19 protein-coding genes are annotated in these 25,636 nt (G+C 66.6%); 9 read left to right on the top strand and 10 right to left on the bottom strand.

The genetic code is table 11. From position 1 onward, the window contains the following. Window positions 1-30: 30 nt before the first annotated feature. Window positions 31-861 carry a nitrate ABC transporter permease gene (gene ntrB / locus CDO87_RS18175; RefSeq protein ID WP_100930090.1) on the bottom strand — a complete coding sequence of 277 codons (831 nt, stop codon included), beginning with the start codon at window positions 859-861 and terminating at the stop codon, window positions 31-33. A 3-nt stretch (window positions 862-864) separates the two neighbouring features. Then, window positions 865-2,232 (bottom strand): CmpA/NrtA family ABC transporter substrate-binding protein, encoded by a 1,368-nt coding sequence (locus tag CDO87_RS18170; protein WP_100930089.1) that lies wholly within the window; start codon window positions 2,230-2,232, stop codon window positions 865-867. Window positions 2,233-2,462: 230 nt separating this feature from the next. Between CDO87_RS18170 and CDO87_RS18165 the strand changes: the two genes are divergently transcribed. The 7 genes from CDO87_RS18165 to CDO87_RS18135 all read left to right on the top strand — a co-directional run bounded on the left by CDO87_RS18165 (window position 2,463) and on the right by CDO87_RS18135 (window position 13,554). Then, window positions 2,463-4,319, top strand: coding sequence for a sigma 54-interacting transcriptional regulator (locus tag CDO87_RS18165; RefSeq protein ID WP_100930088.1), 1,857 nt, complete (start codon window positions 2,463-2,465; stop codon window positions 4,317-4,319). Window positions 4,320-4,440: 121 nt separating this feature from the next. Next, window positions 4,441-5,274, top strand: a complete 834-nt coding sequence (gene kynA, locus CDO87_RS18160; protein ID WP_100930087.1) for a tryptophan 2,3-dioxygenase — start codon at window positions 4,441-4,443, stop codon at window positions 5,272-5,274. A 163-nt stretch (window positions 5,275-5,437) separates the two neighbouring features. Continuing rightward, window positions 5,438-5,893, top strand: a complete 456-nt coding sequence (locus CDO87_RS18155) for a (2Fe-2S)-binding protein (protein ID WP_100930086.1) — start codon at window positions 5,438-5,440, stop codon at window positions 5,891-5,893. Between the two features lie 3 nt (window positions 5,894-5,896). Next, entirely contained in the window at window positions 5,897-8,134 is a 2,238-nt protein-coding gene (locus tag CDO87_RS18150) for a xanthine dehydrogenase family protein molybdopterin-binding subunit (protein WP_100930085.1), read from the top strand. Window positions 8,135-8,299: 165 nt separating this feature from the next. Beyond that, window positions 8,300-9,013, top strand: a complete 714-nt coding sequence (locus CDO87_RS18145; protein ID WP_100930084.1) for a hypothetical protein — start codon at window positions 8,300-8,302, stop codon at window positions 9,011-9,013. Window positions 9,014-9,351: 338 nt separating this feature from the next. Further along, window positions 9,352-12,429 (top strand): Hint domain-containing protein, encoded by a 3,078-nt coding sequence (locus CDO87_RS18140; protein ID WP_157815034.1) that lies wholly within the window; start codon window positions 9,352-9,354, stop codon window positions 12,427-12,429. 207 nt (window positions 12,430-12,636) lie between these two features. Further along, window positions 12,637-13,554 carry a hypothetical protein gene (locus CDO87_RS18135; RefSeq protein WP_100930083.1) on the top strand — a complete coding sequence of 306 codons (918 nt, stop codon included), beginning with the start codon at window positions 12,637-12,639 and terminating at the stop codon, window positions 13,552-13,554. Window positions 13,555-13,650: 96 nt separating this feature from the next. Here CDO87_RS18135 and CDO87_RS18130 read toward each other — a convergent pair whose 3' ends face one another. Continuing rightward, window positions 13,651-14,427: a gamma-glutamyl-gamma-aminobutyrate hydrolase family protein gene (locus tag CDO87_RS18130; RefSeq protein WP_100930082.1), complete on the bottom strand. Its 777-nt coding sequence runs from the start codon at window positions 14,425-14,427 to the stop codon at window positions 13,651-13,653. 338 nt (window positions 14,428-14,765) lie between these two features. On the opposite strand from CDO87_RS18130, the gene CDO87_RS18125 reads away from it, so the two are divergent. Continuing rightward, a complete protein-coding gene (locus CDO87_RS18125; RefSeq protein ID WP_254698196.1) occupies window positions 14,766-15,416 on the top strand; it encodes a CatA-like O-acetyltransferase in 651 nt (216 codons plus the stop codon). Between the two features lie 10 nt (window positions 15,417-15,426). On the opposite strand, the gene CDO87_RS18120 is transcribed toward CDO87_RS18125, so the two are convergent. Together CDO87_RS18120 and CDO87_RS27275 are read right to left on the bottom strand one after the other, a co-directional pair. After that, window positions 15,427-17,244, bottom strand: a complete 1,818-nt coding sequence (locus CDO87_RS18120) for an ABC transporter ATP-binding protein/permease (RefSeq protein WP_100930081.1) — start codon at window positions 17,242-17,244, stop codon at window positions 15,427-15,429. Window positions 17,245-17,382: 138 nt separating this feature from the next. Next, window positions 17,383-19,161 carry a LysM peptidoglycan-binding domain-containing protein gene (locus CDO87_RS27275; RefSeq protein ID WP_254698194.1) on the bottom strand — a complete coding sequence of 593 codons (1,779 nt, stop codon included), beginning with the start codon at window positions 19,159-19,161 and terminating at the stop codon, window positions 17,383-17,385. 137 nt (window positions 19,162-19,298) lie between these two features. Between CDO87_RS27275 and CDO87_RS18110 the strand changes: the two genes are divergently transcribed. After that, on the top strand, window positions 19,299-19,850 hold the full coding sequence (locus tag CDO87_RS18110; RefSeq protein ID WP_100930080.1) for a TIGR00730 family Rossman fold protein: 552 nt from the start codon (window positions 19,299-19,301) through the stop codon (window positions 19,848-19,850). Here CDO87_RS18110 and rarD read toward each other — a convergent pair. The 5 genes from rarD to CDO87_RS18085 form a co-directional block, all read right to left on the bottom strand. Beyond that, window positions 19,793-20,707, bottom strand: a complete 915-nt coding sequence (gene rarD / locus CDO87_RS18105) for an EamA family transporter RarD (RefSeq protein WP_198521746.1) — start codon at window positions 20,705-20,707, stop codon at window positions 19,793-19,795. The genes CDO87_RS18110 and rarD overlap by 58 nt on opposite strands. Before the next feature lie 165 nt (window positions 20,708-20,872). Then, a complete protein-coding gene (locus CDO87_RS18100) occupies window positions 20,873-21,472 on the bottom strand; it encodes a superoxide dismutase (RefSeq protein ID WP_100930078.1) in 600 nt (199 codons plus the stop codon). Between the two features lie 94 nt (window positions 21,473-21,566). Further along, window positions 21,567-21,986: a hypothetical protein gene (locus CDO87_RS18095; RefSeq protein WP_100930077.1), complete on the bottom strand. Its 420-nt coding sequence runs from the start codon at window positions 21,984-21,986 to the stop codon at window positions 21,567-21,569. Window positions 21,987-22,048: 62 nt separating this feature from the next. Further along, on the bottom strand, window positions 22,049-22,612 hold the full coding sequence (locus CDO87_RS18090; RefSeq protein ID WP_100930076.1) for a sarcosine oxidase subunit gamma: 564 nt from the start codon (window positions 22,610-22,612) through the stop codon (window positions 22,049-22,051). Further along, entirely contained in the window at window positions 22,605-25,631 is a 3,027-nt protein-coding gene (locus tag CDO87_RS18085) for a sarcosine oxidase subunit alpha family protein (RefSeq protein WP_100930075.1), read from the bottom strand. The genes CDO87_RS18090 and CDO87_RS18085 overlap by 8 nt, the downstream gene beginning before the upstream one ends. Window positions 25,632-25,636 lie beyond the last annotated feature (5 nt).

Below are 25,636 nucleotides of genomic sequence, written 5' to 3'. Positions count from 1 at the left end.
TCGGGGAGGCACGGACCCGCGCTTTGGGGATCACTCCGCATAGGCCACCGCCCGCTGGAGCGCCCCGAAGGCCGAGTCCAGCAACATGCCGACGACGCCGATCATGAGGATCGAGAAGATGACGGAGGTCAGGTCGAGGTTGTTCCACTCGTTCCAGACGTAGTAGCCGATGCCGGTCCCGCCGACCAACATCTCGGCCGCGACGATCACCAGCCACGCGATGCCGATGGAGATGCGCATCCCCGTGATGATGGTGGGGGCCGCAGCGGGCAGGATCACTGTGAAGGCGGTCTTCAATGCCCCCAGTTCATGCGTGCGCGCCACGTTCACCCAGTCCGACCGGACCCCCGCCACACCGAAGGCGGTGTTGATGAGCATTGGCCAGATCGAACAGATGAAGATCACGAAGATCGCAGAGGCCTCGCTGTCCTGGATGATGAACAGCGCCAGTGGCATCCATGCGAGCGGCGAAATCGGCCTCAGCACCTGTATGAAGGGGTTGAGCGCCTTGTAGGCTATGGGCGACATCCCGATCAGGAAGCCGAGCGGCAGGGCGACCAGCGCCGCCAGCGCATAGCCCGTCAGCACCCGGTAGATCGAATAGCCGATCTGGATGCCGATGCCCTTGTCGTTCGGGCCTGCATCGTAGAACGGGTTCGACAACTGCTCCCACGCCTTCGCGAGGACCTGCGACGGGGGCGGCACCCCGGCCTTCTGGGCACCGCCGCCGGTGAGACGTTCGTATTCCGTCATCTCGGACAGCGGCTTCTGGCCGGGGATGGCGGCCTCCCACACGAGGAGGCCGACCGCCAGCAGGAGAAGCGACAGGATCGCTGCCTTCTGGTTCAGGGAGAGCGTCATGGTTCAGCCCTTGCCGATGGCGAAGGACTTCACATAGCCCTCCGGGTCCGCCGGATCGAAGGTCTTGCCCATGATCGTGTGCGACGTGTAGGTGACGTCCGGCGCGTCGTAACCCAGATCGTTCATGATCTTCTTGCAGTCGGCGGCGAGATAGACCTGCTCGGCCACGCCGCGGTAGTCGACGTCGCCCTCGATATAGCCCCAGCGCTTCATCTGGGTGAGGATCCAGACACCCATGGAGTGCCAGGGGAACGGGTCGAAATCGATGCGGTCGGGCACCTGCTTCACCTCGCCCAGACCGTCGGCGTATGTGCCGGTCAGCACCTGTTCGACCACCGGAACCGGCTGGTTGAGGTAATTGGTCGGGCTGATCGCCTCGGCGATTTCCTTGCGGTTCTCCGGTACGCGGGCGTACTGCGTTGCGTCGATGATCGCCTTCAGGAGCGCGCCGTAGGTGTTCGGCAGTTCCTGGGCAAAGGACAGCGGCGCGGCGAAGGCGCAGCAGGGGTGGCCTTCCCAGATCTCCTTGGTCAGGACATGGATGAAGCCGATGCCCTCCCAGACCGCACGCTGGTTGAACGGGTCGGGCGAAAGATAGCCGTCGAGGTTGCCCGCGCTGAGGTTCGCCACCATCTCCGGCGGCGGGACGACGCGGATCTGGATGTCGACATCCGGGTCCAGCCCGTGCTCCGCCACGTAGTAGCGCAGCAGGAAGTTGTGCATCGAGTATTCGAAGGGCACGCCGAAGGTGAAGCCCTTCCACTGCTTCGGATCGCGCTTGTCCTTGTGGTCGTTGTGCAGGACGATGGCCTGCCCGTTGATGTTCTCGACAGCGGGCATGATGTAGGGGCTGGCGGTGGAGCCTGCGCCCAGCGTCATCGCGAGCGGCATGGGCGTCAGCATGTGGGAGGCGTCGTATTCTCCGGCCAGCGACTTGTCGCGCGCCACGGCCCAGCCGGCGGTCTTGATGACCTGCGCGTTCAGCCCGTATTTCTCGTAGAACCCGAGCGGCTGCGCCATGATGATCGGCGTCGCACAGGTGATCGGCACGAAGCCGATGTTGAGGTCGGTCTTCTCGGGCGTGCCCAATTCGTCGAGGATCGCAGCCTTGGCCTTGTCCATGGGAAAGACCGAAGCCAGCGCCGCCGCGAAGGTGGTGCCACCCACCATGCCCATGAAGGACCGGCGGCTCAGGTCGTTCTGGCCGAACATCGACCGGACCACCGCGCTTTCGACGGCCCGTTCCAGCATCGCGTCGGTGGTGTCCGGTGCCGCAGTCTCGGCGGCGGTTTCCTTGCAGCTTGCACATCCGCAGCCTGCGCCGTGGCGCAGGTCGGACTTCGGATCGAAGGGGTTCCCCAGACTTTTCATGTGTTCCGTCTCCCGTGTTGATGCCCGGTCTTTCGAGGACTGACCGCGTCTGATGGGAAAAGGTTAACGCGGTCCGTCGCGTCGGTTGACGATTTTTCGGGAAACGCGGATTGATTGAATGCATCGTAAAATCAATTGTTTGACCCGCTCACCGCATCCCAATAAAATACGAATTTTCGTAATTTATGATTTTTCGTAACACGGATGCTGCGTTGCGGTATTGTTTCCGCATGAAAGATCTGTCGCCCGATTCGATCCTTGACCTGTGGCCTTGGCCCGCCGTCAGTGTGGACCCGGCCACCGACCGCATCTGCGCCGCCAATCCGGACGCCGAACGCCTTCTGGGGCGTCCGCTGGCCGGGGAGAGTTTCCTCGACTGCCTCGACGGCGACGCCGGTCATCTCGTGGTCTTTGCCGACGGGGTGCAGCACTACGGCCGCCACTGGACCCGCGAGCTCCGCCTGCTCCTGCCCGGGGGCGAACCGCGGCCCTGCGAGTTGAACGGCACTTACCTCCGCACCGCGGACGGCCACCGACTGCTGATCGCGCTCGTCCCGCTCGACGACCTTCAGGCGCGGCAGGACATCACCGAGGCGGGCACACTCCACCGCTCCGGCCTGATGGAGTGGAAGCGCACCCAGACCTTCTTTTCGGAACTGGAACGCCAGAACCAGCTGATCCTCGATGCGGCGGGCGAAGGCATCTACGGGATCAACGCGGACGGACAGACCACCTTCGTCAACCGCGCCGCGCAGGAAATGCTGGGCTGGTCGGCGGAGGATCTGCTGGGCCGCGACACCCATGCCATCATCCACCACCGCCACCTCGACGGAACGCCCTACGATCACCGCGACTGCCCGATCTACCATTCGTTCCGCAACGAACGTGTCAGCCGCGTGGAGAACGAGGTGTTCTGGCGCAAGGACGGCCGCCCGATCCAGGTCGAATACGTCTCGACCCCGATCTACGACGGGCAGGTGCTGGCCGGTGCCGTGGTGATCTTCCGCGACATCACCGACCGCAAGGAAAGCGAGCGGCGGCTGCGTGACGCCATGGCCGAGGTCGACGCCCTGCGCGACCGGCTGGAACAGGAGAACGCCTACCTCCAGGAAGAGATCAGCTCTGCGCGCGCGCATTACGATGTGGTGGGCGAAGCCCCCGCGATCCAGCGGACGCTGAAACAGGTGGAACTGGTGGCGCCGACCGATGCCAACGTGCTGATCACCGGGGAGTCGGGCACCGGCAAGTCGCTGGTCGCCGCCGCCGTGCACAAGGCGTCGGACCGCAGGCGCCGCTCGATGATCCGGCTGAACTGCGCCGCCCTGCCCGACAACATCGACAGCGAGCTTTTCGGGCAGGTCCGCCGCGACGGACGCGGGATCGACAAGGCCGGGCGGCTCGAACTGGCGCACGGCGGCACGCTGTTTCTGGAAGAGGTCGCCGACCTGCCGCTCGAGTTTCAGGGGCGGCTGCTGGATGCGCTGCGCGATCAGACCATCACCCGCGTCGGCGAGGACCGCCAGCGGCGGGTCAATGTCCGCATCATCGCCTGCACCAGCCGCGACCTGTCGCGCGAGGTCATGGCCGGTCGGTTCCGCGAGGACCTGTATTTCTTCCTCAACGTCTTCCCTATCGCGCTGACCCCGCTGCGCGAACGCACCGAGGACATCCCGCTTCTGGCCGCGCATTTCCTGCGTCTCGCCTGCCGCCGCACCAAACGCGCGGAGCCGACGATCACCACGGGCGCGATCCGCAAGCTCGTGGCCTATCACTGGCCCGGCAACGTGCGCGAGCTGGAGAACGTGATGGAACGCGCCCTGATCGTGTCCGAAGGCGACAAGCTGCGGATCGAGGGGCTGGATGCTTCGCTGCCCGCCAGCGGGCGGCCTGCCGGGAAGATCCTGACAGAACAGGAATTCCGCGCGGCGGAGATCGAGAACCTCGTCGCCTGCCTGAGGGAAACCGGCGGCAGGGTCGCGGGACCCGGCGGCGCGGCAGACATCCTCGGGGTGCGGCAGACGACGCTTTATTCCAGGATCCGCAAGTTTGGCATCACCCCGGCGATGTGGTCCTCACCTGCCGGCTGAGGCGCTGCAAGTGGCGGGCGGCGGACCTGTCGCTCTGCCCGTCTGCAGCGAGCACGAATTTACCTTGCTGCCGACTTCGCATATCGGTTCTTCAGACCTTTTCGACACAGGACAGCCAGCCATGACCGAGCCCTATGATCCCTCCGGCGAAGGCGCGCAGATGTCCTTTGACCGGTCCATGTCCTATGGCGACTACCTGCACCTCGATGCCATCCTCTCGGCACAGGCACCGCTGTCGGAGGCGCCGGACGAGATGCTCTTCATCATCCAGCACCAGACGTCCGAGCTCTGGATGCGGCTGGCCCTGCACGAACTGAACGCCGCCCGCACCGACCTTGCCGGCGAAGACGCGCGCCCCGCCTTCAAGCGGCTGACCCGGACCACGCGGATCTTCGAACAGCTCAACAGCGCGTGGGACGTGCTGCGCACCATGACGCCGTCGGATTACACCACCTTCCGCGAAACGCTGGGGCAGAGCTCGGGCTTCCAGTCCTACCAGTACCGCGAGATCGAGTTTCTGCTGGGCAACCGCAATCCCGCGATGATCCGTCCCCACGCCCACCGCCCCGAGATCGCCGCGCGGCTGGAGGAAGAACTGACCCGGCCCTCGCTCTACGATCTCGCCGTGGAGCGGCTGGCGCAGGCGATCCCCCTTCCCGACAAGGCAATGCAGCGGGACCGCGCCAGACCGCACGCGCCCGTCCCCGCGCTTCGCGAAGCCTGGGCCGAGGTGTACCGCAACCCGCAGGCGCACTGGGATCTCTACGAACTGGCGGAGAAGCTCGTGGACCTGGAGGACTACTTCCGCCGCTGGCGCTTCAACCATGTCACCACGGTCGAGCGGGTGATCGGCCTGAAGCGCGGCACCGGCGGCACGGGCGGCGTCAGCTACCTGCGGCGCATGCTGGAGGTGGAGCTGTTCCCGGATCTCTGGACCCTGCGCACCGATCTGTAATCGCAGGGCGCCGCGTGCACCTGCGACACGCCGCAGCAACAGCGCGGGAAAGCGGGGGCCGCCGGGGCGCCACGCCTTGACCTTGGCGCGGGAAGCCGCACAATCGAACAAAAGGGCGCGACATCGCGGCCCGCCAAATCAAAGCTCCCCCGAAGGAGATCCCATGCCTTTCACCCTGACCGTCAACGGAACCGCCCACGAGGTCGACCTGCCCGGCAACGTGCCGCTCCTCTGGGTGCTGCGCGATGCGCTGAACCTGACGGGCACCAAATACGGCTGCGGTGTCGCGTCCTGCGGCGCCTGCACCGTGCACATCGACGGCCAGCCGGTGCGGGCCTGCGTGACGCCGCTGGACAGTGTCGAGGGCGACGTGACCACCATCGAGGGGCTGGGCACACCCGACGCGCTGCACCGCCTGCAGAAGGCGTTCATCGACGCGCAGGTGCCGCAGTGCGGTTACTGCCAGTCGGGTCAGATCATGCAGGCGGCGGCCCTCCTGGAAGAGGTGCCGAACCCCACCGACCAGCAGATCGACGATGCCATGGCGGGCAACCTCTGCCGCTGCGGCACCTACCCCCGCATTCGCGCCGCCATCAAGTCCGCCGCGCAAGGAGCCTGATCCATGTCCAGCATCGGCAAGATCGCCCGACGCACCTTCCTGTTCGGCACGCTCGCCGTGGCCGGCGGCGCCGCCTTTGCCGCGTGGTACGTGGCGAAACCCGCCCCCAACCCGCTCGAGCCCGGCGAGGGCGAGACCGCGCTGAACCCCTGGGTGGTGATCGACAACGAGGGCATCACCGTCGTCGCCCCCCACGCGGAGATGGGCCAGGGCACGATGACCACATGGGCCGCGCTGATCGCCGAGGAACTCGACGTCACGCTCGACCAGATCCGCATCATCCACGGTCCGCCCGCGCAGGCCTATTACAACCACGCGATGCTGGGCCTCGCGGTCGAGGGCAAGGGCTATGACGCCTCCTCCCTCCAGCGTTCCCTCGGCGACCTGATCGGCCACGTGGGCAAGGTCATGTCGCTGCAGGTGACGGGCGGGTCGACGGCGATGAAGGACGGGTTCGAGCGGATGCGGGTGGTCGGCGCCACCACGCGCGAACTGCTGGTGCAGGCGGCTGCCAACCGGCTTGACGTTTCGCCCGCAGAGCTGGTCACCGACAAGGGCCACGTCATCGCACCGGACGGCACGAAAATCCCCTACACCCGCCTTGCCGCGGAGGCCGCCGAACTGGAGGCGCCGCGCATCGAGCTGCGCGAGCCGGAAGAGTGGAAGATCCTCGGCACCCGGTTCCAGCGCGTGGATATCCCCGCCAAGACCACCGGCACAGCAATCTTCGCCATCGACACCCGCCTGCCGGGCCAGAAGTTCGCGGCCATCCGCCTTGCCCCCACCCGCGCCACGGTGCGCGACTTCGACGCCTTCGAGGTCTCGCGCATGCCGGGGGTTGAGAAGGTGGTGGACCTTGGCGATGGCCTCGCGGTGATCGCCAGCAACACCTGGATCGCACAGGACGCGGTGAACCGCATTCCGGTCGAATGGAATGCGGCGCGCTACCAGAAGGACGACGCGGCGCTGGCCAAGGCGCTCGAGCAGGCCTTCGACAAGGAGCCGGATTCGATGCTGCGGGACGACGGCGACGTGACACGCCTGCACCGCGACGCCCAGCAGATCGAGGCGGAGTACCGCGTGCCCTTCCTCGCCCATGCGACGATGGAACCGCAAAGCTGCAACGCATGGTTCGACGGCGGCAAGCTGCGGCTCTGGACCGGCAGCCAGATGCCCACCTTCGCGGTCAGTGTCGCGGCAGAGGAAGCGGGCCTAGACGAGGACGACGTGGAAATGACCGTGACCTACCTCGGCGGCGGCTTTGGCCGGCGCGGCGAGGTCGATGCGGTGCGCTATGCCACGCGGATCGCCAAGGAGGTGCCGGGCTCGCCGGTGCTGCTGACCTATTCGCGCGAAGAGGACATGACTCACGACTTCTACCGCCCCGCCGCCATCGCGCGGTTCCGCGGTGCGGTGCGCGAGGGCACGGCCGAGATGCTGGAGGCGCGCATTTCCTCGGTCCCGGTGACCGGCCCTGCCCTGACGCGCGCGGCGGGTTTTGCGCCCGGCGGTCCGGATCAGGCCATCGTGGAGGGCGCCTTCAACCAGCCCTACGACATCTTCAATTACCGCGTGCAGGGCTTTGCCGCGTCGGAGATGCCGCCGGTCGGGTTCTGGCGCTCTGTCGGCTCGTCGATAAACGGTTTCTTCATGGAAAGTTTCATGGACGAGATGGCCCATGCCGCCGGGGCTGACCCGATCGAGTTCCGCCAGGCACTCTGCCGGGACGAGTTCCTGCCGGCGTGGGAAGTGCTGAACGCGGTCAAGGAGATGTCCGGTTGGACGGACGAGAAGCCCGAAGGCGTCGGGCGCGGCGTCGCCATGTGCTACAGCTTCGGCACGCCCGTGGCCGTGGTGGTCGAGGTCAGGATGCAGGACGATGCGATCCGGGTGACGCGCGCTTGGATGGCAGCCGACCCCGGCGTGGCGCTGGCCCCCGACAACATCGAGGCGCAGCTGACCGGCGGTCTCGCCATGGGGCTGTCGGCGGCCATCGGCGAAGAGATCACTTTTGCCGAGGGCGCCGTCCAGCAGAGGAACTTCCCGGATTACGAGCCGCTGCGCATCACCCAGATGCCGCAGGTCCGTGTCCGCATCCTCGAGACCCAGGAACACATCGGCGGTATCGGGGAGCCTGGCACACCGCCCGCCGCCCCCGCGCTGGCCAACGCGATCTTCGACCTGACCGGCGAGCGTTACCGCACCCTGCCGCTCAAGCACCACGTCGACTTCTACGTCTGACCGTCTTTGCATTTGACCACGAACGCCCGGCCCCTTGCCGGGCGTTCGCCTTTAGCGGGTAGGGAATCCCGCCGTTGGCTGCGCGACCCAATGCCCCCATGTCTCCCTCATGAATTGAACCCCGGATTTATCAGCCCGGATCTTTTTCAGGAGGAGGACCACATCATGCGCGGCGCAAAGCAACGGCGATACAACGACCGGATCACCCTTCGGACCGATGCGGCACAGGGGACCGCGTGGCTGGACGACACAGAGGCGCGGCTGAACGCAATCGCGCCCGGCTGGCACTTCCTCGCCACCTACCTGATCGCCTACATCGACCGCCCGCTGCTGATCGTGCCGCGCACGTCCGGTGCGCTCACACCAGAGGGCAGCCTGCACCGGAAGGGCCGCGGTTTCGTGCTGGAGTTCTCTCCCGAAGACCTGCAGGCGGAAGACCGGAGCGGCCCGTGGCAGGGCGACCCGGACGCCTTCCTTGTCCATGCGCTGGCGCGGGTGATGCTGGCCTGCCAGGGGCTCGACGACGACACGCCCTTCACCGGCGCGCGCAGCCATTGGCGCTGTCCGGCGGACTTCCTGGCCGTCACGCTCACCAACATCTTCCGGTCGGAGGCGGATCCCCAAGCCACCCTGCGAGGCAGTGCGTCGGACGATGCCTTTTATCCCATGAGCGCCGATCCGGGCGCGTTTCACGCCGACCACCGCGACCTCTTCCTGCGCGTCTTCCGGCGGCAGGAGCACGTCTTCTGGCACCTCGCACAGGCGCATTACGCTTCGTTCAATCCGTTCAACGACATTGTCACGAACCTCAGCCTGCGCGAGCTTTATCCGTCGCGCAGGCGGGGCGGATCGCCGGAGACATTGGCAAGGGCGGCCTGATCAGCCGTTCCCCATGCCACTTCCGGCAAAGCCCGGTGTGCCGCCATCGGTGAAGATTCACCATAACCGGCAGGCACCGTCACCTGAGAGGTCGTCACCGAAGGCGATCGTGTCGCCCCTCCGCACAATGGTGACGGCCAAACGACGCGTCCGGCCCGCGTTTCCCAGTCCGTCACATTTGACGCGAATTTGACGCGATTGTTCCGCAAAACCGCCCATCCACTCCCGTAGACCGATCAACGGAAGGCCCCTGAGAGGCCGTTGTTTCGAGCAGTCGCCGCCCCAAGAGGCGCACCCTTCCCCGTGCGTGTACCGGGAGGGCACAGGATCGGTTTGTCATGGCCACGTACAGAGTAGAGTTCTATTCCTTCAACCCGCAGGGCGTGATCCCCACCTCGGGCAGCTTCACCTGGACCGGGCCATCCACCTACAACGCCACCGCCTCGATCACCGACAACGAAGCAGGCGTTCAGGGCTACACGCTGGACGACGACAGCGCCGGCGCAGAGAGCGCCTTCGGCACGGCGACCACGACCTCCGGCACCTCGACCAACGTCAGCATGGACGCCGAGATCGTCTGGACCGTCACCGACACCGTGACCGGGCAGACCTTCCAGGTCGCACAGCTCGAGATCGAGGGCGGCGGAGCCAGCGGGTTCTACACCCTGTCCGAACAGCCGATGGTGGCGGGCAGAACCTACACCGTTTCCGGCTACGACTCGAACCCGGACGTCACGGCGGGCGACATCGCCTTCTCGTTCCGCGACTACACCAACGGCGTGATCGAGGGCACCTCGGGCAACGACGCCATCGACCCGACTTTCGTGGACATCCATGGCGAAAGCCCCGACGACACCATCGGCACCAACGCCGATTCCATCGCGGCGGGCGCCGGGAACGACACCGTCGTCGCCGGTTGGGGCAACGACACCGTGCTGGGCCAGGATGGTGCCGACCTGATATACGGCGACTACGGCAGCTACACGCCAACCAACATCGCCGCGGACCTGAACTGGAGCCAGCAGGGCGCGAGCGGCACCAACCTCGCGGGCGGCTTCACCCAGGATACCGGCAACATCGACGTCACGCTGGGCTTTGTCAGCACCGGCAACAACAACCCCACCTTCCAGGTCGACACCAGCCAGACACAGTATTCGCAGGCCGGAGAAGGGTTCAGCGGCACGTCCTCTCTCTACCTCTACGGCCAGGGGGATGGCTCCACCTCGCGCACGACCATGACCTTCGGCCGCTCTGCCGGTGCGTCGGTCGAGGACGAGGTGGTCAACGTCTCGTTCCGCATCAACGACATCGACTGGGGCGCGAACAACCACACCGACCAGATCACGATCAACGCCTATGACGCCGACGGCAATTCCGTCGCCGTCACCATCACGCCGGGCAGCACCGACACGGTGTCGGGCAACACGATCACCGCGGGCACGGTGGCAGAGGCGACCAGCGACTCGGGCGGTTCGGCCCTGATCGAGATCGCCGGGCCGGTGAAGACGGTCGAGATCATCTACGGCAACCTCCAGACCAACACCCAGGGCATCTGGGTCACTGACGTCCAGTTCGAGGCCGTGCCTATTGCGCAGGGCAACGACAGCCTGTCCGGCGGCACCGGCAACGACACGATCTACGGCGAGGCCGGGAACGACACGCTGGACGGCGGCGCCGACAACGACCGCCTGTTCGGCGGCGACGGCACGGACAGCCTGCTGGGCGGGACAGGCACCGACACGCTCGACGGAGGTGCGGGAAACGACACGCTCGACGGTCAGGACGGCGCGGACAGCCTGTTCGGCGGGACAGGCAACGATTCCCTGGTCGGCGGCGCGGGCAACGACACGCTCGAAGGCGGTGCCGGGGCCGATGTGCTGAACGGTGGCACGGGGCTGGACTACGCATCCTACGCATCCTCCGGATCCGGCGTGACGGTCAACCTTGCGACCAACACCTTCTCGGGCGGCGACGCGACCGGGGACACCAACGGCGGCGGGCTGGACGGCATCATCGGCTCTGCCTTTGACGACAGCCTGACCGGCTACGACGCGCAGGGGTCGGACGCCGATGGCATCTGGACCAACGTCATCTACGGCGGCGGCGGCAACGACACCATTGCCGGTCTGGCGGGCGACGACAGCCTTTACGGCGAAGACGGCAACGACAGCGTCGATGGCGGCGACGGCAACGATTACGTCTCTGGCGGGACCGGCAACGACACGCTGCTGGGCGGTCTGGGCAACGACACAATCGATGGCGGCAGCGGTTCGGATTCGATCACCGGCGGCGCTGGCAGCGACACCATCAACGGAGGGTCCGGCAACGACACGGTCGACGCGGGCACCGGCAACGACACCGTCCTCGGCGGCGTCGGCTTCGACTGGCTTTACGGTAACGAGGGCGACGACCTGCTGCAGGGCGACGGCGGCAACGACACGCTCCTCGGGGGCGCGGGCGCCGACACGCTGGACGGCGGTGCGAACGAGGACGTGCTGGCGGGCGAAGCAGGCGCCGACAGCATCCTCGGCGGCACGGGCAACGACCTGATCTATGCAGCCCAGGGCGACACGATCAACGCGGGCGACGGCGACGACACCATCACGCTGGTCGATCTGGCAGAGGCCGGGTCTGCCGCGATCTTCATCGAAGGTTCGACCACCGGGCAGACCGGCGGCGACACGCTGAACCTGAACGGCGTGGCCGACCGCGGCACCATGGTCATCACATCAGACGTGGACGGCGAACTGACCGGCACCGTGCAGATGCACGATGGCACGCTGGTCAGCTTCTCGAACATCGATCAGGTGATCTGCTACACGCCCGGGACCCGCATCCTGACGACGACGGGCTATCGCGCGGTCGAGACGCTGCGCCCCGGCGACCTGATCGAGACCCGTGACGACGGCCCGCAACCGCTGCGCTGGATCGGCCAGAGCCGCCGCCTCGCCCGCGGCAAGACCGCCCCGATAAGGATCGCGCCCCACACGCTGCCGACCGATCCGGCGCTGCGCGATCCGCGTCCGCTGCTTGTCTCGCCGCAGCACCGGCTGCTGATCGAGGGCTTCGAGGCAGAGCTTCTGTTCGGCGAGGAAGAGGTCTTTGCCGCCGCCACGCATCTGGTGGGGGCCGAGGGCGTGACCCGGCAGCAAGGCAACGAAGTGACCTACGTTCACCTCGCGCTGGACCGGCACCAGGTGATCTGGGCGGAAGGCGTAGCCTCCGAGAGCTTCTTCATCGGTCCGCAGGCGCTGGATAGCCTCACGCCGGACCTGCACGCCGGTCTGATCGAGGTCTTCCCGCAACTGGTGGAGGGCACCGCATGGTATGGCGCCACCGCCCGCCCCTGCCTGAAGCGCCACGAGACGGAGATGCTGCTGAAGGAGATGACACAGTCGCTCAGGCAGGCGGCGTGACGCCCTGCGGGTGAGGCGCACAAGTGGCGGACGAGGGCCGAGAGCGCCCGCAAAACCACAAGATGCAAGGTGCCGAAGGGGATGCGCGCGCCATGTGCAAAGGCGGTGCACAACCCGCGCCGAACCGCTTCCCTCGCTTGCCGCAGCGTCAGGCCCAGGCCTAGTCTCCACAGCAGGAGCAACGAGATTCTCGGGGACATTCTCATCATGCGACGTATCACGCGGGGCCTCGCGGCCCTTTCCCTGTGCCTTGTCCAAAGCGGCATCGCGCAGGCCCAGGTCGTTCTGCCGGGTGACACCGTGACACCCTATTTTAACGACGTGCGCGGCTGGCGCGTGGATGTCGTCTCGGAACAGCCCGGGCGCGGGTTTGTGGGCTGCCGGGCGTCGCGCCTCATCGACGCCGACGCAGTGGCCATCGACCGGATCGAGGGCGTCTGGCGGTTCATCTTCCCGACCGGCGTCTCCGCCGTCTACGAAGGCGGCACGATGGATTACGACAAATACAGCATCGACGCGCAGTTCGACCTGCGTGAGGGCTGGGCGGTGCGGTTCCTAGAAGGCCAGGAGCTGGCGCTGCTGAAGGGCGCCGGGCTGGTCGGCGTCTCTGTGAACAACGACCCCAAGGGCGCACGCGGCTATTCGATGGCCGGTTCTACCGCGGCGTCGCTGAAGGTCGAGGAGTGCGTTCAGCGCGGCGGCCAGACGGCGTCGGCCGTGCCCTCCACGCCCCCGGCCCCGCCTGCCCCGTCGCCGGGCGCCAACGCGTCGGCGATGCCGCTGATCTTCTACCAGGTGCCGGTGGGCGAGTCGCAGGTGGGCGACTGCGACATGGGTTTCACGGAACCCTACCGCTGCACCTTCGACGGCCAGCCGCCGCAGCCCGGCTACAGCCATTCCCTGCTGGTGCAGGATGCCTTCGGCGAAGCACCATCCATGACGATCAACGTCATCGACACGGCCCATGCCCATGTCTGGGCATCGCTGGACGGCGGAAGCTGGATGTACCTGGGCAACTGGCACCCGACGGACGGCGGCACCTGCGCCGAACCGGACGCCACACAGACCCCGGACGCGAAGGCCAACATCGGCCAGGATTACTGGAAGATCTGCATTCTCCAGTGATGCACGGGGAGGGGGCGGATTGACTGTCCCCTCGGCGCCTCAAGGGGTGGGCCTTCGGGTTCATCCCTTCACAGCCAGGACCGAAGTCCCGCCGTCTCAGGCGCTTTTCAGAAGATCGGTGTGCTTGCCGCGTGCCCAGTCGCGAACGGCGTCCCCGAAGGCCTGGAACAGCGGGCGGGAGACAGGGTCGTTCGCGGCATCCCATTCCGGGTGCCACTGCACCGAAAGCGTGAACCCCTTGGCGCCTTCGACGTAGATAGCCTCCGGCGTGCCGTCGGGGGCATAGCCCTCGATCACGATCCGGCGTCCCGGCGTCTTGATGCCCTGGCCGTGCAGGGTGTTGGTCATCACCTCGGTCGCGCCGAACAGCCGGTGGAACACGCCGCGCTCTGTCAGGGTTACCTTGTGGCGCAGGGCGAACTTCTCTTCGATGGTGCCGTCCGGCGGCATCCGGTGGTTCATCCGTCCCGGCAGGTCGCGGATTTCCGGGTAGAGCGTGCCGCCCATCGCCACGTTGACCTCCTGGAAGCCGCGGCAGATGCCGAAGAACGGCTGGCCCCGCTCGACGCAGGCACGGACCAGCGGCAGGGTGATCCCGTCGCGATATCGGTCGTGGGCGCCATGCGCTTCCGTCCATTCCTCTCCGTATTCCTCGGGGTGGACGTTGGGCCGGCCGCCGGTCAGCAGGAAGCCATCACAGACCTCCATCAGCTCGTCCACCGACACCAGGCGCGGATCGGCGGGTATCAGCAGGGGCATGCATCCGGACACCTGCGCGACGGCCTCGGAGTTCATCGTGCCGCCGGCGTGGGCGGGGTACTGATCGTTGATGAGATGCGAGTTGCCGATGATGCCGACGACGGGGCGCTTCATGCCGTGCTCCTTCTGTTCCACCATAACCTAGAGCACAAAATGGTTCAGAAAAAGATCAAGCGCGCGCACGGCAGGTCTGTTTCAGCACACATGTGCCGATCGAGATCACGAATGCAGCACAAGATGTGCGACGGATGCCGCAGGTGCACGGTCCGCGATCCGCCCTGGCCGTGGCGCGGTTTCCGGAGGGGGCGCCATGACTTGTGGCGTGTGCTCGATCCCAGCGAAAGCGGCCCGTTTCGCCCGGAATCGCGTTGAACAAACGCGCGGCGGATGGTCGGATACTGGCAGGCCATGGACACCGCCTTCCAAGGCCCGATCACGCGAGGGAGAAGACGATGCGCGCGCCGACAGACACCATGACACCCGAGGCGATCGACCTCTCCTCTTGGGACCGGGCCGAGCATTTCCATTTCTTCCGCGCCTATGCCCGTCCGCATTACGCCGTCACCTGCCGCCTGGACGCCTCGCACCTGATGGACCGGCGCCACGCCGACCGGATTTCGCCGTTCCGCGCCTGCCTGCACGCCATGGGCACGGGTCTGAACGCCAGCGCGGCGCTCCGCACCCGGTTCCGGGGCGACGAGGTCGTGCGCCATGACCGCATCGGCCTGTCCATCACCGTCCCCCGTGAGCGCGAGGGCTTTGCCTATGCCTACCTGCCATGGCAGCCCGACTTCGCCGCTTTCGACCGCGATGCGGCAGAACGGATGGAGGCCGCGGCCAAGGAGACCGGGCTGAAGACATCGGACATCAGCGGCGACGGCGTCGCCTACCTGTCCTGCCTGCCGTGGATGGACTTCACCGCGCTCGACCACGCGGTGCCGGACGCGGACGACTGCATCCCGCGCGTGTCGTGGGGCAAGATCGTGAAGGAAGGCGGCCGCCACAGGGTCGCCGTCAACATCCAGGTGCATCATGCCGTGGTGCACGGCGCCGACCTCGGCCAGTTCTACCAGGAAACGCAGACCGCGCTGAACGCCCTGTAAGGGAGAAGGCTCAGGCCGCTTCCTCGTCCTGTTCCGCCTGCTGGCGCTGCCAAAGCGCGGCATAGCGCCCGCCCTTCTCCAGAAGCGCCTCGTGGGTGCCCTCCTCGACCACCTCGCCCTGTTCCAGCACCACGATGCGGTCGGAATCGGCGATGGTGGACAGGCGGTGCGCGATGGTCAGCACGGTGCGCCCCTCGCCCGCGCGGCGCAGCGCGTCCTGGATCGAAGCCTCCGTCTCCGTGTCGAGCGCCGAGGTCGCCTCGTCCAGCAGCAGCACGGGCGGGTTCTTCAGGAGCGTCCGGGCGATGCCGACGCGCTGCTTCTCGCCGCCCGAAAGCTTGAGCCCGCGTTCGCCCACCTGCGTGTCGTAGCCTTCGGGCAGCGCCTCGATGAAGGTGTGGATCTGCGCGGCGCGCGCCGCCGCGACGATCTCTTCGTCGGTGGCGCCATCACGCCCGTAGGCGATGTTGTAACGGATCGTATCGTTGAAGAGCACAGTGTCCTGCGGCACGACCCCGATTGCGGCGTGCAGGCTGTCCTGCGTCACGTCCCGCAGGTCCTGCCCGTCGATGCGGATCGCGCCGCCGTTCACGTCGTAGAACCGGAAAAGCAGCCGCCCGATGGTCGACTTCCCCGACCCCGACGGCCCCACCAGCGCCACGCGTTCGCCCGCGCCCACGTTGATCGACACGCCCTTCAGGATGGGGCGCGCAGGGTCGTAGCCGAAGCGCACGTCCTCCAGCGAAACGGCGCCGCCGGACACCGACAGCGCAGGCGCGCCCGGCTTGTCGGAGACTTCCTGCGGCTGTTCGAGCAGGTCGAACATTTCGCCCATGTCGACCAGGGCCTGACGGATCTCGCGGTAGACCGTGCCAAGGAAGTTCAGCGGCATGGTGATCTGGATCATGTAGGCGTTGACCATCACAAAGTCGCCCACGGTCAGCGCGCCGTTCTGCACGCCCACAGCCGCCATGACCATCACGATCACGAGGCCCGTGGTGATGATGAGCGACTGGCCGAAGTTCAGCATGGCAAGCGAGGTCGCAGTCTTCACCGCCGCCACTTCGTAGCCCTGCATGGCCCGGTCGTAGCGCGCGGCCTCGCGCCCTTCGGCTCCGAAATACTTCACCGTCTCGAAATTCAGAAGCGAGTCGATGGCCTTCTGGTTGGCGTCGGTGTCCTGGTCGTTCATCTGGCGACGCAGCTTCACCCGCCACTCGGTGACCTTGAAGGTGAACCAGACATAAAGCCCGATGACGCTGGCCACGACGACAAGATACCAGACGTCGAACAGGTAAAAGAGCACCGCCCCCACCAGCACCAGTTCCAGCACAAGCGGCCCGATGCTGAACAGCAGGAAGCGCAGCAGGAATTCGACGCCCTTCACCCCGCGCTCGATGATGCGGGACAGGCCGCCCGTCTTGCGGGTGATGTGGTAGCGCAGGCTCAGGCGGTGGATGTGTTCGAAGGTCTCCAGCGCCAGGGCCCGCAGGGCGCGCTGCCCGACGCGGGCAAAGACGCCGTCGCGCAACTGCTGGAAGCCGACCGACATCAGCCGCGCCAGACCGTAGGCGACCGTCAGCCCCACCGCCCCCAGTGCCAGGTCCGAAACCTTGCCGTCCAGCGCATCGACCGCCTGCTTGTAGAGGATGGGCGTGCCCACCGCCACCAGCTTCGAGATCAGCAGCAGCACCAAGGCGATCACCACACGGCGCTTCACCCAGTCCTGCCCTTCCGGCCACAGATAGGGACCGACACGGCGGATCGTGCGCATGCCGGAGCGGCGCTCTTCGCGGGCGATCTCCTTTGCGGTGGTGTCTGCGGCCATGCCGGCTCTCCTGTGCCTAACACGCGCCCGAACAGGCGCGCCTGGGTCTGTCATGTCGGAAAGGGCCGCGCCTTTGCGGGCGCAGCATCCGCGCAGCGCCTTACCTAGCCCGCGATGGAAGGAAGGACCAGCCCCGGATCACTCTCCGGCGGCGGCTGTGCCATCCGGCAGGTCGAAGATCTGGCCCGGGTAGATCAGGTCGGGATCGCGGATACGGTCCCGGTTGGCCCGGAAGATCTTCACGTATTCGATGCCGTGGCCGTAGCGGTCCTCGGAAATCCCCCAGAGCGTGTTGCCCGGCTGGACCGTGATCTCGGAGATCGGTCCTTCGCCCCGCTGCAGGCTGGCCAGCAGGTCCGGGTCCTCGCGCAGGAACGGGCTTTCGACGCGGGCCAGCACGGTGCCGTCGCCGTCGATCTGATCGACGCGCAGCGTGTAGGTGCCGGTGTCGACCTCCGGCAATTCCACCTTCCAGCGTCCGCTTTCGGCGATGCGCGACGTGGTGACGGGCCGGTTGTCGAGGTAGACGCGGACAAAGGCGTCATCCGCCCCCCTGCCCGTCAGAAGCACCTCGCCCGCGCTGCCGTAGTTGATCGTGTCGAGCGCCACCTCGTCCGGCTGGAGCGGACCGGAGGCCAGCACCTCCACCCCGCGCGGGCCGGTGACAAAGACCTTGGGCGCCTGCGGCGCGCCGGTCTCGCCGGGCTTAGGCGCGGGGTCGCGCGCTGCGATGGCGTCGTCCTGCGCGGGCGGCGTGCCCGCCGGGGCCGCACCGTCTGCCGGCGTGGCAGGTGCGCCCGGTTCGGCGGCGGTCACGCTGGGCGGTGCCTCCAGTCTGTCGTCTGCCTGCGGGGCGCTGCCAGACGCGGTGGCTAGGTCGAGCGTGCCGGGCGCCGCGGCACGCGGTGCGGAGAAGGACGCAAGCCCGCCGGCAGAGACCGCCTCATCCTGCCCCACGTCGTCGCCAAGCGCCTGAGGCGCGTCACCGGGCTGCGGCATCGGCGCGGCGGAGGCCACGGCGTCGGGGCTGGGTGCGGCGGCTGGGGACGTGCGGACATCGGCAGCGCCAAGCGCCGTTCCATCGGTCTGCGGCCCGGGCACGGCGGCGCCGTCGGGGGCCTGCGGCTGGGTCAGCGGTCCGGGGGCGGCGGCCGCCCGTTGTTCGAAGCGCGGCGGCTGCGTCACGTCGCTGGACAAGGCCGAGGGGGCGACGATGACCTCATCTTCCGACATGACTTCCCCGGTGTCGGCGCGGCTGCGCAGGCGCAGCACCGAGGCCTTGCCTTGGGACGGCAGTTCGAGGAAGGCCACGAATTTCCCATCCTGCCCGATCAGGGCGGTGGCTGCCGGGTCGCCGTCGACCAGCACGTCGATCTCGGCGCCCGGCAGTCCGGCGCCCGCCACCAGCGTGCTGCCACCGGGCTCAGCGCGCACTGTATCGAAGCTAGGCGCGGAGGGATTGGCGGCTGCTGTCTCGCCTGCCTCGGGCATCGCATCGGATGTGTCGGATGTCGCTGCCGGATCGGACGGGGCCGCGACGACAGCATTTTCCTCTGCCCCGCTTTCTGCTGCATCAGATGCGGCTGTGCCGCTTTCTGCCAAATCCGGCGCGTCGGTCGTCTGGGCCTGTTCGGTTTCTGCCTGCGCCGCCTCGACCGGCGCCGCTGCCTCAGTCGCTTCCACGACCGCCCCGGTGTCCCCACCGTCGGCCGACGCACCCGCGTTCTCCGTTCCCGCGTTGCCCGCCTGCGTCGATGCCGTCTGCGGCGCATCCGCCCCCTGCGAGGCGCGCGCCGGGTCGTCAGCCGTGGTATCGTCCCCGCCCGGCAGGTCGATCAGCCCGAGCGCCAGAGCCACGGCCACTGCCCCCGCAACGGCCGCCCCTCCCAGTGCGCTGTTCTTCAAGGTATTGGTCATGGCAGTCTTTCAAACGGCTGCCCTGCGGCAGATGGCTCCCCAAAGCCGTCCACAGGGTGGTTGAGCGTGTATATCCCACGGTCTAGGTTGGGTCAAAAGCCGATTTTCCTGCACAAATCCAGCATAAGGGACCGCGCATGCTCAGAAAATCCATCTGCGTGTACTGCGGGTCGCGTCCGGGCGACCGCGAGACATACACGACCGAGGCCACCTCGCTGGGCACCGCCATCGCCGACGAAGGCTGGCGGCTGGTCTACGGTGCGGGCGATGTGGGGCTGATGGGGACCGTTGCCCGCGCCGCGCAGGCCGCCGGGGGCGAGACCTTCGGCGTCATTCCCCAGCATCTGCAGGCACGCGAAGTGGGCAAGTCCGACCTGACCACCTTCATCGTCACGGAGACCATGCACGAACGCAAGAAGGTCATGCTGATGAACGCCGATGCGGTGGTGGTGATGCCGGGCGGGCCGGGTTCTCTGGACGAGTTCTTCGAGGTGCTGACCTGGCGCCAGCTTGGCCTGCATCAGAAACCCATCGTGCTGCTGAACGTCGAGGATTACTGGGCACCGCTGGTCGCGCTGCTGGACCACGTGGTGGACAGCGGCTTCGCCGACAGCTCGCTCCTCGACTTCGTTCAGAGCGGCGGCTCGGCCCTCGACACCATGGCGCTCCTGCGCCGCGCCCTCTCCTGAGACAGCGACTGGAAGGAATAGATCGCCAGCGCAATCCAGATCAGCGCGAAGGCCACAAGCTGGAAGGTGTTCAGCGGTTCGCCGAACAGCACCACGGCGCAGAAGAACTGCAGCGTCGGGTTCAGGTATTGCAGGAGGCCCAGCGTCGCCATGTTCACCCGCTGCGCGGCGGCAGAGAACAGGATCAGCGGCAATGCGGTCAGGACACCGGAGAAGAGCAGCAGGGCGGACAGACCGATGTCGGCGCCGAACACGCCTCCGCCGTTCCAATGCACATGGACGAGCCAGCCCAGCCCCAGCGGCGTCAGGACCAGCACCTCGGCGGTGACGGAGGTCATCGCGCCTACGGTCAGCCGCTTCTTCACCAGACCGTAGAGGCCGAAGGTCAGCGCGATGACCAGCGATATCCAGGGCGCCACGCCCAGGCCCAGCGTCAGCTGCGTGACGGCCAGGGCCGCAAGGCCGACGGCCAGCCATTGCAGGGGCGCCAGGCGTTCCTTGAGCACCACGGTTGCGAGCAACACCGCGACCAGCGGGAACATGTAGTAGCCCAGCGAGGCCTCAACGACATGGTCCGACTGAACCGAGAAGATGAACAGGAACCAGTTCACCGATATCGTCATCGCGGCCAAGGCCACAATCGCCACGGACCGCCCGTTGCCAAGCGCCAGACGCAACCGGCCAAGTCGCCGCTGCACAGCGAGGATCCCGGCGAAGGTCACGAAAGACCAGATCGTCCTGTGCGCCAGCAGCTCCAGCGGCGGCACCTCCACCAGCAGCTTGTAGTATATCGGAGACAACCCCCAGATCGAGCACGCGCCGATCATGCAAAGGATACCCTGGATCTGTGGGGACATAAAAAACGCTCCGGAAGGACGGACCCGTGGTAGTCAGCCCCTCCCGGAGGGGCAAGGGCCGAAGCCCCGGTGTAATCGCGAAGTTGCGGTTATGGTCCGCCTGCGGAACGACGAAGGGGCGCGGATGAACCGCGCCCCTTGTCTGGATCTCGATCCGGGTCGGGATTACATGCGCGAGGCCACGTTTTCCCAGTTCACCAGGTTGTCGAGGAAGTTCTGCAGGTAGGCCGGACGCTTGTTGCGGAAGTCGATGTAGTAGGAGTGCTCCCACACGTCGCAGCCCAGCAGGGCTGTCTGGCCGAAGCACAGCGGGTTCACGCCGTTCTCGGTCTTGGTGACCTTCAGGCCGCCGTCGGTGTCCTTCACCAGCCATGCCCAGCCGGAGCCGAACTGGCCGCCGCCCGCTGCGGCGAACTCTTCCTTGAACTTGTCGACGGTGCCGAAGCTGTCCTTGATCGCGGCTTCAAGCTCGGACGGCATCGCGCCCTTGTTCGGACCCATCATTTCCCAGAACTGGCAGTGGTTCCAGTGCTGCGACGCGTTGTTGAAGATGCCCGACTGGGCGACGGCACCGGAATTATAGGTGCCCTTGATGATCTCCTCGACGCTCTTGCCTTCCCACTCGGTGCCGGCGATCAGCTTGTTGCCGTTGTCGACGTAGGCCTTGTGGTGGATGTCGTGGTGGTACTCCATTGTTTCCTTGCTCATGCCGCTGGAGGCCAGCGCGTCGTGTGCATAGGGAAGATCGGGAAGTTCGAAAGCCATTGGGTTACCCTCTCCGTATTGGCAAGTCTCGGATACTTACCTGTTCCTGTGGACGGCGGAGGTCAAGTGAATGTCGCGAAAATCCGCATCCCGCTCAACGGGAGAGGGTGTCCACCTGGCAGGTCCCGCCCCGGGTGAAGTTGTTCGCATAGCCCGTGGGTTCGGCGAGGATGGAGAAGTGCCCGGAGGACTTCACGTAGGTGCCACGATACCTCAACTTGACCGGGCTGACCTGCAGGATGACTTCAACCGTCCATGCGAACGTGGTGCGGGATGCGTTGTCCACGACAAGCCTGCCTTCCACCGGCTGCCCGTCGTTGAAGGCAAGGATCATGGCGTCAGACACCACCACGCGGTCGCTGGCGGTGTCGCGGATGATGAAGACCAGCGGCTGGATGATGTCCAGCGACTCCGACCCGCGGACCGCGCACTTGTAGGCCACAAGGTCGGCTTCGGCCGCCGTGGCGACGCTCGCACATATGGCGACGAACGCCGCGGTGAGCCATCTCAACATGCGCCGTTCCTCGCTTTCCGCCGCTCGGCCACTATTGGCGAGCGGCGGTGCGAACACAACCGTCAGCGCGCCGCGCTGCGGAAATAGTCGACGCGGCTGTCGGGGTGGGCAGCGGTGCTCAGCAGCTCGAACATGTAGTCGGCCACGGAGCGGAAGCAGAACAGCGTCGCCGTCTCTTCGCCCTCCAGCCAGACACCGGCGGCGACCTGACCGAAGCGGGTACGCCGCAGCTCACCCGGCTGTAGACCGTCCGGCGCCATGTCGAGCGGTGCGAGCTTGGCGATCACCTCGCGCACGGCACGGCCCTGAAGCCGGAACATCGCGCGGGCGTCGGACACGTCCAGCACAAGCGCGTGCTGGTCCGACAGCGCCTCTACCAGTTTCGCGGCGCTTTCCGAGGCCTCCGCATGCGGCACGAGCATCATCAGCTCGTCCGGCGACATCCACAGCAGGCCGCGTGCGCCATCCACCGAGGCACCGCGCTGTTCCGGGAAGGCGACCCTGGCCACACCCGACACTGCCTCGCGGAAGGCGTCGGAGGCAAAGTCGCCGCGGATCGTGACCATGCCCTGCAGACCGATGGCGCGGACCTCGACAAGGCCCTCGTACACTGCGAGTTCAGACATTCTGCTTCTCTCCTTCCGGATCGTAGAAGACCGGGCTGACGATGCAGGCGGCCACTTCGGTTTCGCCATCGTCCTTCATGAAACTGATGGTTTCGCCCATCCGCTGCGGACCGTTGTGCACCAGACCCATGGCGATGCCCTTCTTCAGCGTGGGCGACCAGTAGGTCGAGGTCACGCGGCCCTGGGTGTTGCGCTGGCCGTTGGCGTTCCGGCCCGGGGCCACCGCGTAGGCGCCATCCGGCAGGACGGAGCCGTCCACCGTCTCCAGCCCTACCAGTTGCCAGCGGTCGGGATTGTCCATGAAGTTGCGCGCCTGCGCCCGCTTGCCGATGTAGTCGTCTTTCTTCTTCGAGATCGCCCAGTGCAGGCCAAGATCCTGTGGGATCACCGTGCCGTCGGTCTCGTCGCCGATCATGATGAAGCCCTTCTCGGCCCGCATCACGTGCAGCGCCTCTGTACCGTAGGGCGTCGCGTCAAACTCCTTGCCAGCCTCGATCAGTTTGTCCCAGAGCGCGCGGCCCTGGCTTGCGGGCACCGCGATCTCGTAGCTCAGTTCCCCCGAGAAGGAGATCCGGTAGATGCGCACCGGGAACCCGCCCAGCGTGCCGTCCTTCCAGTCCATGAAGGCCATCGCCTCTTTCGAGACGTCCATGCCGCCGAGCTTCTCCAGCAGTTTCCGGGCGTTGGGACCGACAACGGCGATCTGAGCGTAGGCTTCGGTGACGTTGGCGGTGTAGACCTTCCAGTCCCACCATTCGGTCTGCAGCCATTCCTCCATGTGGGCATGGATACGGTCCGCGCCGCCGGTCGTGGTGTGGCAGAGGAAGGTGTCCTCATCGATCCGCGCCACGACCCCGTCGTCGGTGAGGAAGCCGTTCTCCGTGCACATCAGGCCGTAGCGGCATTTGCCCGGCTTCAGCGTGCTCATCATGTTGGTGTAGAGCATGTCGAGGAACCGGCCTGCGTCCGGACCCTTCACGATGATCTTGCCGAGCGTGGAAGCGTCAAGCATTCCAACGCTTTGGCGCGTGGCGTTGATCTCGCGGTTGACGGCATCTTCGACGCTTTCCCCGGACTTGGGGAAGGCATAGGGACGGCGCCAGTCGCCGACCGGCTCGAACGTCGCGCCATTGGCTTCGTGCCAGCCGTGGATCGGCGTCTTGCGCAGCGGATGGAACAGGTCGCCACGCGCATCGCCTGCAATCGCCCCCATCGAGATGGGCGTGTAAGGCGGACGGAAGGTGGTCGTGCCGACCTGCGGGATCGGCTCTCCCAACGCATCAGAAAGGATCGCCAGACCGTTGATGTTGCTCAGTTTCCCCTGATCCGTCGCCATGCCAAGCGTGGTGTAGCGCTTGGTATGTTCGACGGAGCGGTAACCCTCGCGCGCCGCAAGCTGGACGTCCGACACCTTCACGTCGTTCTGGTAGTCGAGCCAGGCCTTCATTCGCAGCCCGTCGTGCGCGCGTTCCGGCATCAGCCAGACCTGCATGAGCGGCGCCTCTTCGGCGGCCTCTCCGGCGGGCGTTCCCGGCAGATCGGCCTCGGAGACACCAAACGTAGACAACACGGACTTTGCAGCCTTGTCAGCGTCTTGCAGCGTATCGTTTATGTGCATCGCGCCGCTTGCGCTGCCCGCGGTGGTGACGAATGCCTTGCCGTCCACGCCCGTGGGCGCACGCGACGGATCGGGCTTGAAGTAGGCCTGCGCATCGTCCCACGTCAACTTGCCGCCGCAATGCGACCAGAGGTGCACAACGGGGGACCAGCCGCCGGACATGGCGACCGCGTCGCAGGCGATCTCTTCGAGGACCGCGCCCTCGCCACGCTGGAGACCGATGGCCACGCCCTGCACCCGCTTGCCGCCGAAGACCTTGGTGATGGCTCGGTCACGTTCGACCCGGATGCCCATAGTCTGCGCTTCCTTGACCAGCGGCCCTTCGTTGCCGTGCGGGCGCGCGTCGACGATGAGCGGCACCGCAAGCCCGGCCTTCTTCAGCGCGATGGCGGTCCGGTAGGCGTCATCGTTGTTGGTCACGACCACCGTGCGGTCGCCCGGCGACACGCCGTAGTTCACCAGGTAGTCGCGCACGGCAGAGGCCAGCATGACCCCCGGCACGTCGTTGCCACCGAAGCTGAGCGGGCGTTCCAGGGCGCCGGTTGCGGTCACGATCTGCTTTGCCCGGATGCGCCATAGGCGGTGGCGGGGACCGGCCAGATAGGGCGCATGATCGTTCACCCGCTCGTAGCCCAGTACGTAGCCGTGGTCATAGACGCCCGCGCCCATGCTGCGGGTGCGGAGTTCGACATTGGGCATCGCTTCGAGCGTCTCGACCGCCTGGGCCACCCAGTCCTCGGCGGACATGCCTTTGATCGTGCCGCCATCGACCGGCGCACGGCCACCCCAGTGGGCGGTCTGTTCCATCAGCAGCACGCATTTGCCCGACGCACCGGCCACCAGAGCCGCCTGCAGACCGGCGATGCCGCCGCCGATCACGAGCACATCCACGAAGGCGTAAAAATGTTCGTAATGGTCGGGGTCGCGCGTCTCCGGATCCGGTGCCTTGCCGAGACCGGCGGACTGGCGAATGAACGGCTCGTAAACGTGCTTCCAGAACGGACGCGGGTGGATGAAGGTCTTGTAATAGAACCCGGCGGTCAGGAACTTGCCGAACAGACCGTTCATCGCGCCGATGTCGTGTTCCAGCGACGGCCAGTGGTTCTGCGAGGTCGCGGTCAGCCCGTCGAACAGCTCTGTCGTGGTACAGCGCTGGTTCGGTTCGTGCTTCACACCCTCGCCAAGGTTCACCAGAGCGTTCGGCTCCTCGGCGCCGGAGGCGACGATGCCGCGGGGGCGGTGGTACTTGAAGCTTCGGCCGACCAGCATCTGGTCGGCGCCCAGAAGCGCCGCGGCGAGCGTGTCGCCGGCATAGCCTTCGAGCCGCTTGCCGTTGAAGGTGAAGCCCAGCTTGGTCGACCGGTCGATCAGGCGACCGCCGTGGGAAAGACGGGTGCTCATGTCAG

Source organism: Sagittula sp. P11 (assembly GCF_002814095.1).
Lineage (GTDB): Bacteria > Pseudomonadota > Alphaproteobacteria > Rhodobacterales > Rhodobacteraceae > Sagittula.
The sequence above is the reverse complement of the archived record's forward strand: the minus strand, read 5'-3'. Positions and strand labels throughout refer to the sequence as shown.